This window comes from uncultured Mucilaginibacter sp., from assembly GCF_937859865.1.
Classification (GTDB): Bacteria; Bacteroidota; Bacteroidia; order Sphingobacteriales; family Sphingobacteriaceae; genus Mucilaginibacter_A.
The window spans coordinates 36,847-49,535 of record NZ_CALMAT010000046.1 but is presented as its reverse complement, the minus strand read 5'-3'; the positions used below and the strand labels follow the sequence as shown (position 1 = coordinate 49,535).

8 protein-coding genes are annotated in these 12,689 nt (G+C 39.0%); 3 read left to right on the top strand and 5 right to left on the bottom strand.

The window, feature by feature from the left end:
• Positions 1-92: 92 nt before the first annotated feature.
• The 3 genes from Q0192_RS05410 to Q0192_RS05400 all read right to left on the bottom strand — a co-directional run bounded on the left by Q0192_RS05410 (position 93) and on the right by Q0192_RS05400 (position 5,444).
• Positions 93-2,504, bottom strand: a complete 2,412-nt coding sequence (locus Q0192_RS05410; protein WP_299287244.1) for an ABC transporter permease — start codon at positions 2,502-2,504, stop codon at positions 93-95.
• A 107-nt stretch (positions 2,505-2,611) separates the two neighbouring features.
• Entirely contained in the window at positions 2,612-5,032 is a 2,421-nt protein-coding gene (locus Q0192_RS05405; protein ID WP_299287242.1) for an ABC transporter permease, read from the bottom strand.
• A 124-nt stretch (positions 5,033-5,156) separates the two neighbouring features.
• Positions 5,157-5,444, bottom strand: coding sequence for a hypothetical protein (locus Q0192_RS05400; RefSeq protein WP_299287239.1), 288 nt, complete (start codon positions 5,442-5,444; stop codon positions 5,157-5,159).
• A 281-nt stretch (positions 5,445-5,725) separates the two neighbouring features.
• Here Q0192_RS05400 and Q0192_RS05395 point away from each other — a divergent pair, with 281 nt between their 5' ends.
• The 3 genes from Q0192_RS05395 (at position 5,726) to Q0192_RS05385 (ending at position 7,371) form a co-directional block, all read left to right on the top strand.
• Positions 5,726-6,502, top strand: coding sequence for a glucose 1-dehydrogenase (locus Q0192_RS05395; RefSeq protein WP_299287236.1), 777 nt, complete (start codon positions 5,726-5,728; stop codon positions 6,500-6,502).
• A gap of 235 nt (positions 6,503-6,737) precedes the next feature.
• Positions 6,738-6,968, top strand: a complete 231-nt coding sequence (locus tag Q0192_RS05390) for a hypothetical protein (protein WP_299287233.1) — start codon at positions 6,738-6,740, stop codon at positions 6,966-6,968.
• The gene (locus Q0192_RS05385; RefSeq protein WP_299287231.1) at positions 6,958-7,371 is read left to right on the top strand and encodes a putative toxin-antitoxin system toxin component, PIN family; all 414 of its coding nucleotides are present in this window, start codon (positions 6,958-6,960) and stop codon (positions 7,369-7,371) included. Before Q0192_RS05390 ends, Q0192_RS05385 begins: the two co-directional genes overlap by 11 nt.
• A gap of 204 nt (positions 7,372-7,575) precedes the next feature.
• On the opposite strand, the gene Q0192_RS05380 is transcribed toward Q0192_RS05385, so the two are convergent.
• Together Q0192_RS05380 and Q0192_RS05375 are read right to left on the bottom strand one after the other, a co-directional pair.
• Entirely contained in the window at positions 7,576-9,963 is a 2,388-nt protein-coding gene (locus Q0192_RS05380) for an ABC transporter permease (RefSeq protein WP_299287228.1), read from the bottom strand.
• 202 nt (positions 9,964-10,165) lie between these two features.
• Complete coding sequence (locus Q0192_RS05375) at positions 10,166-12,541, bottom strand: ABC transporter permease (RefSeq protein WP_299287225.1); 2,376 nt, start codon at positions 12,539-12,541, stop codon at positions 10,166-10,168.
• Positions 12,542-12,689: the final 148 nt, after the last annotated feature.

The following is a 12,689-nucleotide window of genomic DNA, read 5'->3' as shown; positions in this document are numbered from 1 at the left end:
CTTCTTTTATCAATACTTTTTTGGTGCGGGGTATGAGGTTGCAGGTACGAGGCTTTGCAATTTGCTGATGCTTCATACCTCTCACCTCAAACCTATTCACTTCGCAAACTCTTTACCGGATTGGCCAATGCTGCTTTTACCGCCTGAAAACTGACGGTTATTAAAGCGATTAGCACTGCAATAATTCCTGCCGCAGCAAATACGCCGATGCTAATGTGTATTCTGTATGCATAATTCTCTAACCATTTATACATCGCCCAATATGTTATAGGAATCGAAATAATAAATGCAATTATAACAAGCGATAAAAAATCTTTTGATACAAGTAGTAAAACATTTGGTACTGAAGCACCTAATACTTTCCTTATGCCAATTTCTTTGGTGCGTTGTTCAATTACAAAAGCTGAAAGCCCGAATAATCCAAGCGTTGCGATGATGATTGCAATAACAGCAAAGGCCGAAAATATTTGTTGTGTTCTAAGTTCGCTTGTATATAAATTTTTAAAATTATCATCGAGAAAACTATAACTTAAAGGACCTTGAGGATTAAACGAATCCCATTTTGTTTTCAGGTCATTTAAAAATCCTGTTACATCATTCGTTTTTATTTTGATGATTACTCCGCCGTAATTTTTACCCATCATCATCATTAGTGGTGCTATCTTTTGTTTGGCTGATGTATAATTGAAATCTTCCACAACACCAACAACTTTAAACTTGTGTTTAGCAGAGCGCACAATGGTTCTGTTTATGGGATTTACTTTATTCCAACCCAATTCATTTACCGCGGTTTGGTTAATAACAACGCCATCGCTGTCTGATGCAAAGCCTTTTGAAAAATATCTTCCTTGTTTTATGTGCATACCTAAAGTTTTCACATAATCGTAGTCAACATGATAAATGTTCATGTGGATTTCCGTGCCGTTTCCATTTTCATTTTCCGGATTTACCTGCGTTCCGTCCATAAAATCATTGCTACCCGGAACTGAACTTGAAATACTGGCAGCAACAACACGGCTATCCTGTAATAACTTTTGTTTAAAAGCATCCTGTTGCTTTCCCATTAATCTTCCCTCAGGCAAAAACAAAACCTGTTCTTTGTCGTAACCAAGTTTTTTATTCTGCATATAATTTAATTGCTGATAAACGATAATGGTTGAAATAATCAATGCTGTGGAAACGAAGAACTGGAATATAATTAAGCTGCTTCGCAGCGCATTTTTATTGCTTCCTATGTTCAAGGAACCCTTTAAAACTTTTATCGGGTTGAAAGATGATAAAAAGAAAGATGGATAAATGCCGGCTACAATTCCTACAAAAAATATAAGCCCCAGAATTACAAGTATGAACTTATAATTGAGAAAATATTCAATACTAATTTGCTTGCCGGAAAGCTGGTTGAAATAAGGAAGCAATACAAAGATCAAAACAATTGAAAGCAACATGGCGCAAAAACTCATCAATACAGATTCGGATAAAAATTGGTTTATCAATTGAAGTTTCCCTGAACCCATTACTTTTCTTACACCAACTTCTCTTGCTCTTTTTACCGAACGTGCAATGGAAAGATTCGTAAAATTTACACAAGCAAGTAGTAAAATAAATAGGGCTAATACGGAAAAAATATACACGTATTGTATATCACCGTTTGATTCAAGCTCATATTTTGTGTGAGAATGCAAATGAATATCTGTGAGCGGCTGCAAACTGAATACATATGTGTTCACAGATTTTTGTGCTTCAGCCAGGCTTACGCCCATATCATGTTGTATTTCAGGTACAATATACTTTGCAACAAGTTGAGGAAACTTCGCTTCCAGCTTTTTTACATCAATATTCTTATTCAATTTCAAATAAGTAAACACTCCAATATTGCTCCAGGTTGGATTTAGAACATGCAAAGTGGAAAGGCTTAAAAATGCATCAAAATGAAAATGAGAATTAACTGGTACTTTATCAAATATGCCGGTTACTTTAAATACTGCTTTATTTAAGACAAATGTCAACGACTTTCCAATAGCATTTTCATCTCCGAAATATTTTTTTGCAAATGCTTTTGAAATAACAATGCTGTTTGGTTGTACTAATGCTTCTTTATTGCTTCCGTCAAGCAATGGAATAGCAAACATTTGTAAAAAATTCTCATCTGTAAAAGCAAGTTTATTTTCTTTAAACTGCTTATCATTATACTTCACAAAATCTGTCGCGGGAGAAAGTCGTGTAAAATCTTTTATTTCAGGAAAAGCATTCTTCATTCCTTCACCAACTGCAAAATCAACATTCGGATACACAGCAACATCACCATTGCCGGTTACATTTAAATTAACACGGTAAATATCCTTTGCATTGTTGGCATAAGTATCATAACTCATTTCATCATGCACAAAAACAGCGATCAACACAAAGCATGTTAAGCCAATTGCCAAACCAATAATATTAATAAATGAAAATACTTTGTTCTTTTTAAAATTTCTTAAAGCTGTTTTGAAATAGTTTTTTAACATGGTTTTAGTTTTTTAGATGATGCTTCTTTTATCGGTATATTTTTGGTATGAGGTTTTAGGTATAAGGCTTTGCAAATCGCTGATACCTCAAACCTCTCACCCCAAACCTATTCACTTCGCAAACTCTTAACCGGATTGGCCAATGCTGCTTTTACCGCTTGAAAACTGACGGTGGCCAAAGCAATCACCAAAGCAATCAGCGTAGCCAAAGCAAAAATCCACCAACTCATATCAATGCGATAAGCAAAACTTTGCAACCAGTTGTGCATCACCCAATAAGCCACCGGGAAAGCCAACACGCTGGCCAGCAAAACCAGTTTGATAAAATCTTTGGAGAGCAAAACCACAATCCCCGAAATGCTGGAACCTAACACCTTGCGGATGCCCACTTCTTTGGTGCGTTGTACCATCGTCATCATGGCCATGGCCAGCAAACCGATACAGGAAATAAGGATGGCCAGGATGGCACCGCTAATGAACATATTCGACAGCCGTTTTTCACTTCGGTACTGGCGTTCGGTATTTTCATTTAGCCAGGAACCGTTAAATTCAGTGTTCGGAAAAATTTGGTGCCACTGCGATTTTAGGTGGTTAAAAGAAGCATTGAGGCCAACGGGTTTTATCCGCACAAAAACGTATTCTAACCGGTTTTTATGATTAATACTTAGGGTAAGTGGTTCCACTTCCTGGTGCAACGATTGGAAGTTATAATCTTTTACCACACCAATAACTTGCATCGGCGGTTCATCATCTTTAAACGGTAAATAAGTGCCAATCAGATTTTTACTGCCGATTTGCGCCGCCATCTTTTCGTTAATGACAACAGCGTTGCTATCTGTCGCAAAATCCCTTGAAAAATCCCTTCCTTGTGCTAATTGGATGCCAAGAGTTTTAAAATAATTATAATCAACAAATTGTATGTTCGTCCGCAGTTCATGTCCTTTATAATTAAAACCGCTAACGGAAGTGGAAGTAGAACCGTCGTTGCCCAAACCCAAATTACTACGCGAGCCGGTTACACTTTCTACTTCCGGCGAACCTTGTAATTTCTGCCGCAAAATATCTAAAGCATTGGTGCCAGCTAGGTTGCCCAACGGAATACTGATCACTTCCGTACGGTTATAACCCAGCGGCCGGTTTTGCATGTACTGCATTTGCTGCCAGGTAACCAGCGTACAGATAATCAGCAAAGTAGAAAGCGCAAATTGGGTAACCAGCAAAATGTTGCGCACACGGCCTGGCTTCGTGGTATTTACCGTTCCTTTTAAAACCAAAACCGTTTTGTAACGAAGCATGAGCCAGGCCGGATAAAAGCCAGCGATGATGGTTATCAAAAAAAAGGTGCTAAAAGAAGCAAGCAGCAAACCCGGCTGCAACAGCATGTTTAAATGGATGTGGCTTTTAAAATTCTGTGCAAACAGTGGCAGAATAAGTGACGAGATCAGCAATCCAAAGCCAAAAGCAATCAAACAAACCAAGGCCGTTTCTACCCAAAACTGAACCAGCAATTGCCATTTACCTGCACCTAAAGTTTTGCGGACACCAACTTCGCGGGCGCGGTTAAACGCGCGGGCAATGTTTAGGTTGATAAAATTGATGCAGGCAATCAGCAAAATAAAAATACCAATGGCCAGCAGGGCAATTACATAGACTTTACTGGTGTTACTGCCTTCCAGTCCGCCAATTTCGTTATTAAAATGATTGTTGGCGAAAGGAGCAAGGTTTACGGTGAACACGTTTCCGTTGGCATCCGGTTTGGCGCCATCACGTTTAATATTGCTGATGTCTTCTTTAAAATGGTTTTTTGCAAAAGGGATTAAACTTTTTTCAAAAGAGGCCGGATTTGTACCTGCGTTTAACTTCACAAAAGTAGCATGGTTTTGTACATCCCACTTATCCAGGTTTTGCTTGTAGTTGATGTAGTTTTCAAACCGCATTAACACATCAAAACTGATACTCGAATTATCCGGAAAATCCTTCGCTACACCGCTAACCACAAAACTTTGCGGCTGGTTGTACAAATTTACTTCTACCGTTTTGCCAACTGGGTTTTCTTTTCCAAAAATCGCTTTGGCAACAAATTCGGTAATTACAAAGCCATGCAAATCGTGCAATGCTGTTTTTACCGACCCTTTTTCAAGTGGGAAGGTAAATATCCTCAGAAAGTCCTCGTCCACAAAATGGACAGACTCCATAATCTTTCTCGTCTTGTAGCTGACCTCTGCATGACCGTTTCCTAACCGCGAAATATATTGCACATCTGGATATTCTGCTTTTAAAGCCGGCGTTAACGGTTCGGGCATTGGTGCAGCTTTTTCTATGCCTTTTGCCCGGTTTTGGGTGAGGTAAACCTGGTAAATATCGGGCAGGTTTTTGTGGAACTGGTCGTACGAAAACTCGTAAACCACGGTGAGGAACAGCAACACGCAGCAGGCAATTGCCGCGCTCAAACCGGCGATGTTGATTATGTTAAATGTTTTGCCTTTTAACAGGTTTCGCCAGGCAATTTTAAGGTTGTTTTTGAGCATGATGATGAGGCTTTTAGCTGTCGGCAATCGGCTTTCAGCTTTGGTATAGTTTGTAAATGGTAGTAGTTTAAATATGGGCTTTGCAGGTAGCTGAAGGCTGATAGCTGATTGCTTACAACTTTCCTCAATGATGTGCCGGTGGCGGAGGTGGCGGCGAAATGCCCAAAGAATCGTTCACCCTTTTAAGCAAAGCATCCTTTTGGTTTTGGCTCATCCCGCTAACTAAAAAAGTATGGTCGTATTTAACATCTTTCCCGGCTCTGCTGCTCTTGATCATGATGTGCATTGTCTTGCCATCATCGCTAACAGATTGCTTGGTATCGTCTGTTTTGTAAGTACTGGTTTTGGTTCTGGTTTGCGCTGAAGCGCACAAAGAAAAGGTGGATAAAAGAAGTATGGCTAAGTTTTTCATGTTGCTGGTTTTAGTGTTTTTTAAGTTTGAGTGTTTTTTAAATCATTAAGTTCTGCCATCATCTTTATCAATTCTATGCCGGATAGCTAATTAATTGTTTTTCAACCGATTAATTCTAATAAGCAATTGTAATCCGTTCGGTTTCGATACAGGTGCTGTACTTATTTGATACAAGTTTTTAGGCGGTAAAAACAGTATGCCCTTTAAAGATTTACTTATTAGTTAAACATTATTGGTTTTCTAAACTTTATAAAAAGAAACATGATATCAAAATAGAAAACATGAAAAAACTATCCGGAAAAACAGCGCTCGTAACCGGGGCAGAATCAGGCATCGGCCAGGCAATCGCCATTGAGTTTGCCAAAGAAGGTGCAAACGTGGTTATCGTTTATTTTAAAGATCAGGAAAACGCCGAAGAAACATTACAGCAGGTAGAACAAACCGGACAAAAAGGCTTGGTTTTGTACGCCGACGTAAGCGATGAGCAAAGTGTGGCACAACTGTTTGAACAAGCTTACCAGCAATACCAAACTTTAGATATTTTGGTGAATGATGCGGGCGTAAACGGCTCCGGAACGACTGTTGCAGATATGGATACGGCAACTTTTGACCGAACGATTAAAACCAATTTATACGGTCCGTTTTTTTGCTGCCGTGCCTTTTTAAAACACCGTTTGCAACAAGGCGGCAAAGGGAAAATTGTGAATATCAGTTCGATACACGAAGAAGTGGTTTCGGCCGGAACCGCAGATTACTGCGCATCCAAAGGTGGTTTACGCAACCTGATGCGCACGTTAGCGCTCGAAGTTGCCGAACAAGGCATCAACGTAAACAACATTGCGCCCGGTATGATCTTAACGCCGATGAACCAAAAAGCTATCGACGACCCGAAAGACCGCGAACAAAAAGAACAAAAAATACCGATGAAAAGAGCAGGCGAGCCACAGGAAATTGCTAAAGTTGCTGTTTTTCTGGCTTCTGCAGATGCCGATTATGTTACCGGTTCTACTTATGCCATGGATGGCGGTTTGATGCGTATGGTGGCACAGGGGGCGTAACCCTCCTAACCTCCCCAAAGGGGAGGAAGCAAAGTTCATCACTTTTATAGTTTGCTATGCAAAAGCCCTCTCTTTTGGAGCGGGTTTAAGTGAGGCTTTTCTATTCGCTCCTCAAACTTTTTACTTTTGCTTATAAAAGTTACGCCAGGCAATTTTGAAATAATTTGTAATCATAGTGCAAATATTAAACCCTTAATTTTTGTAAATTTGACTTGTAACCCGAAATTATTGTAAAATGGAACGGATCGTTATTGAAGTTGAAGACGCTACGGCAAAAAAATGGCGGTTGTCTTCGCAACAAACAAAGAATAAAGTATCTCAGCAAATAAATATCAGGCTGGCCAAGGAATTGATGACTGATCCTAAAAGTGAATTCAAGCAGTTTCTTGATGAAATAAGGGATACAATGGAGGAGCGTGGCCTTACAGAAGAGATCTTGAATGACATCTTGAAAGATGAAGATTGATTTTTTTGTTTTTGATACAAACACATTAATCAGCTCAGCACTTATTAAAAACTCTACAAATAGCAAAGCAATAGATAAAGCTATTGCCATAGGAACTATTGCAGTTTCGCAAAGCACTTTTGAGGAGTTTACTGAGGTATTGTTTCGTAAAAAATTTGACAGATATTTTTTAGGCGATGAGGAGCGTTGGTCTATATTAAGTAGATTGGAAGCCAATTCAAAACTTTTTACACCTGATTTTATCATCACCGATTGCCGGGATCCTAAAGACAATAAATTTTTGGAATTAGCCATTTCTGCAAATGCCTCTTGTATTATCACCGGAGATAAAGACCTCCTTGTCCTCCATCCGTTTCGTGGCATCTCTATTTTAAATGCGGTCGATTTTGTCAATAGCTTTTAGCTGATGCTTCTTTTATCGATACTTTTTTAGCCCCATCTAACCTCTCCAAAGGGAAGGAACCCAAGTGCTATATCTTTCCTTTATACTTTTATTATTTGCCCTGCAAAAGTCCGCTCTTTTGGAAAGGGTTTGGGTGAGGCTCTTTTTATTTTTAAATTATGAGGTATCAAACTTGTAATACGCTGATACCTCTTACCCCAAACCTCACTCACTCCTCAAACTTTTTACCGGATTGGCCAATGCTGCTTTTACCGATTGAAAACTGATGGTGAGCAGTGCGATGACAATGGCTAAAATTCCGGTCAAAGCAAAAATCCACCAACTGATGTTGATGCGGTAAGCAAAGCTTTCCAGCCAATTGTGCATTGCCCACCAAGCAAAAGGCGTACTAATTAAAACTGCCAGGGCAATTAGTTTGATAAAATCTTTGGAAATCAAAGCCACAATATTGCTAACAGTTGCGCCAAGTACTTTCCGGATTCCGATTTCTTTGGTGCGTTGTACCGTCATCAACGAAATCAACCCCAGCAACCCCAGGCAACTGATCAGGATAGCAACTACCGTTCCTGCTGTAATCAGCTTGCCAATCATTTCCTCTTTCTGGTAAAATTCGGCCAATTGTTCATCCAAAAAATGGTACTCAAAAGCGTTTTGCGGATACGTTTTTTGCCACTGCTGCTGAATCAAATTGAGGGTTTCATGTTGGTGGGAACCAGTTATTTTGACCGCAGCATTTTCAAAATATGTTGGTGCAGCAGTAATTAAAGCAGGTGCTAATCCAGAAGTAAGCGGAACGATGTTAAAATCTTTTACCACACCGATGATCGTTCCCGTATGATCGCCAAAATCACCGGCAGTAAGCCGTCGTCCAATTGCCTGTTCTGGTTTTTTTATACCTAAACTTCTCAAAACCTGCTGGTTAACAATGTACGCGTTTGTTGTATCTGTAGAAGACAAATTGCGGCCGACAAGTAACTTCAAGCCAAAGGTTTTGATGTAATTCTGGTCTCCAATAATACTAGAAACCGTAAACTTTTCCCACTCGTGCCCGTCGTAACGGATACTTCCTCCTTTTTGCGTTATTGCAGAAGGCGGCTTGTAGCAAAAAGTTACACTTTTTATCCCGGGATAGTTGCTTAACTGGTTGCGGAAATAGGAGAGCTTTGATGGAGAATGATCAGGAACGGGAACCATAATGATAGCATCTTTGTTAAAACCCAGATCAGCATTTCTCAAAAACTTCACTTGCAAAACAATGATGATGGTGCAAACAATCAAAGATTGCGCAATCACGTTTTGCAGGATGATCAATACATTTCTTGATACTTTGGAAGAAGTATTGCTGTTTCCTATCCTGTTTTTTAAAGCGTCAACCGGTTTAAAACCACTTAAAATTACGGCAGGATAAAAACCGGCGACAAACACAATCACAAGTAACAAAACCATCAAAAATAAAATTGATTGGTAATTTATAGCCAACGGAATTTGCAACCAATTATTTAAGGTTGGTAAAAACAGTATGGTCAAAAGCAAGCCAAGCAATCCTGCTGATAAAGCAACGAAAGCGGTTTCTGCGATAAACTGCCAGAAGATTGCTTTCCGGCTGCTGCCCAAAACTTTCCGCGTCCCAATTTCTTTTGCCCGGGTTAAGCTTTGTGCCGTAGCCATATTTACAAAGTTTACACAAGCAATCAGGATAAGGGCAAACCCAACCAAAGCCAAAACCCATAACAAGGGTTTAGAAATTTTACCACTGTAATGAGGGTTAAAATGTATATCCGTTAAAGGTTGTACCCGGAACTGATAATAATTATAAGCATTAAAGTTTTTTTTAACCGTTGCATTTATTTGCTCTTCAACTTGTTCCTGCGCATGTTCATCATTCAACAACAAGAAAACATAATTTTTTGAGGAGACAAAGCCAATATCAGTCCAAAATTCTTTTGGTTCCGGGAACATGGTATGAACCGAAATTATGGACAAGAACAGATTGGATTGAATATCCGTATTGCTTGGATTATCCTGCAATACACCTGTAATTGTAAAATTATACTTGTTTTCAACTTGGATAGTTTTACCAACAACCTGGTCTGTATTGAAATATTTTTTGGCGAGATTGGAAGTAATAACCGCAGTATATGGATTGCTTAAAGCCGTACTTGGATTGCCACATTTCCAATGATAAGTGAATATTTTAAACCAGTTGTTGTCTGTAAAAGCAATATTCTCAAACTCGTAAAAAAGGCTTTGTTTATCCTTGTTTTTTTGAGATACAGAAACGGTGAAACTGCGTTCACCCAACAGCGCAGTTTTGTTTGTTACAGATGGTAAACCTTTTACAAATTCGGTCATCCTATAAGGCGAACCCTGATCGTAATCAATACTTCCATCCGGGATATGCAAGTCGGTTACGGTCCTGAAAATCCGTTTGGCATTGGTATGATAAGTATCAAAACTTAGATGATAATTGATAAACAAGAACAGCACAATGCTGCAACTGATGCCGATAGCCAAACCAAATACATTGATGCCAGAATAAAACTTTTGCTTGTAAAAGTTACGCCAGGCGATTTTGAGGTAGTTTTTGATCATGTTATTGAGTTTTCAGCTGTCGGCAATCAGCGATCAGCTTTTTAAATAGTTTGTTATTTTAGTTTTTAGCTGTTAGTAATTAGCTTTCAGCAATCAGCTTCCTTAATAGTTTGTTATTTGGGTATATCTCAGGTTTGGACTTTCGGGGGCTTCCAACTTGCAAATCCCTGATCCCTGAAAGCTGATTGCTGACAGCCTCTTCTCACTCACTCCTCAAATTCTTTACCGGATTGGCCAATGCTGCTTTTACCGACTGAAAACTGATGGTAAGCAAAGCAATTACGATGGCCAGGCTTCCGGCCAAAGCAAACATCCACCATTGGATTTGAATGCGGTAAGCAAAATCCTGCAGCCAAATTTGCATGGTAAAAAAAGCAATAGGCGAAGCGATGAGGATGGCCAATACAATCAGCTTTAAAAAGTCTTTGGAAACCAAGGTAACAATACTGCTTACGCTGGCACCCAAAACTTTTCGGATACCGATTTCTTTGGTCATGATTTGCGCAGTATAAGTAGCCAAACCAAATAAGCCCAGACAGGAAATCAGAATCGTAATCACCGAAAAGATATTGAATAAAGTGCTTGTGCGCTGATCGGATTGGTAAAGCTTACCGTAATCTTCATCCAGAAAAGAATATTCAAACGGAATTCCCGGATTGTATTGGTTCCAGAGTTTGTTTGCAGCAGCAATGGCTTTGGTAGCACCTTTTCCGGTAGTTTTAATGTATAAACGATATCCTGTTGGCCTAAAATAAATTACGGCAGGTTTTATTGCTTCTTTTAACGATGTAAAATTAAAATCTTTTAAAACGCCTATAATAGTTCCTTTTGTTCCCCAAAGATCAAAACGTTTACCTACAGGATTATTGATGCCCATCATTTTTACAGCAGTTTCATTAAGCAAATAATGTGTGGAATCTGATTTTGTACCAGAAAAATTTGTACCTGATGAAAGTTTCATTTTCATCATTGAAATGAAACTTTCATCAACACCTAAAGGACTAACGATAAACATGCTATTCGGGTCTTTACCATTCCAGTCCGTGTCTCCCGTAGTATTTCCGTTATCTACTAAAGTAGCTTCGGAAGTAGTAGATAAAGAAGTAATAGCTGGCTCAGCCTTCAAATCTGCTTTTACGGCATCTAAATGTGCCCGCATCTTTCCCAGATAAAAGGAAAAAACCTGTTCCCGCTCATAACCAGGATTTTTTTCGCGGATGTATTTTAACTGCCTGCCGATTATCAGCGTACTAATAATCAGCACCACAGAAAAAACAAATTGCGTGGTAACCAGTGTTTTTCGGAAAGCCGTATTGCCAACGCCCAAATTCAGTTTGCCTTTTAGTGATTTTAGCGGATCAAAAGAAGTAAGCAGGAGCGAAGGATAAATGGAAGAAGCCAGCAAAGTGCCAATAATGGTGAGTGAAATAACTTTCCAAACATTGACATCCAACAAATTAAGGTGCATCTTTTTGCCCGAAAGTTGGTTGTAAAAAGGCATCAGCAACGCAATCAACACAAAAGCAAGCAAAAGTGAAATGCTGAAAAAGATAACTGATTCGATAATGAACTGAAAAAACAGTTGCTTCTTTTGTGCACCAATAATTTTGCGGATGCTCACTTCTTTTGCCCGTAAAATAGAACGTGCAGTTGACAAGTTAACATAGTTGATGCAGGCAATCAGCAGAATGAGGATGGCAACCACCAGAAATATCTTTACCGTTTGCATACCGGAAGAAGTTCCGTCGCCTTTATACAAATGAATGTTGGCCAGTTGCTGCAATTCATAGTGATTATCTGCTACAGAAACTTTGATGTGCGGTGCATTTTTCATCTGTACGCGGATCAATTGCTCACCAATATTTTTTAAAGAAGTGCCTGGCTGAACTTCCAGAAAAGTAGTGTAGCCAAAATTTCCCCAATCGCTGTCTAATGTTTTCCAAAAGCCTTTTCCATTATATTGTTTGGCCTTAATATCCATCGGAAAAAGCATATCATAATTAATGCTAGAATTGTTCGGAAAATCTTCCAAAATGCCGCTTACCGTAAAGTTATCTTTATGGTCCGCTTGTAAAACTTTACCGATCGGATTTGCCTTGCCAAAATACTTTTTTGCGGTTGATTGGGTAATAACAACAGATTGATTGTTTGGAAACGGGTTTTTCAGGTTTCCCTGCAATAACTTAAAATCAAACATTTGAAACAGGGAAGGATCAGTATAAGCTACATTGTTTTCCTTTAATGTTTTATTTTGATAGGTAAAAACAGCATTGTCATAATTTTGGATGATGCGAACGGCATTCTTTACACCGGGAACTTCTTTTTTGGCATAAGTTGCTATTGGGCCTTGTGTTACTTCGAAAACCTGTTTGCTATTGCCAGTGCCTATTTGCGCATTTACCCGGTAAATATTTTTTGCTTCGTGATGAAAGTTATCAAAGCTTAATTCATCCTGCACCCAAAGTAAAATCAAGATGCCTACAGCCAATCCAATAGTTAAACCGGCAATGTTAATGATAGAGTAAAACTCGTTTTTAACTAAGTTTCGCCATGCTGTTTTTAAATAGTTTTTAATCATGGTTGATTTGATTACATAGGTTCAAATTGATTACACAGATTTTGATGCTTCTTTTATCGGTACTTTTTAGGTTTGAGGCTTGAGGTAAGAAGCTGAAGGTATGAGGACTGTGATGCCATTCGCTGAAAGCCGATTGCTGAAAGCTGAC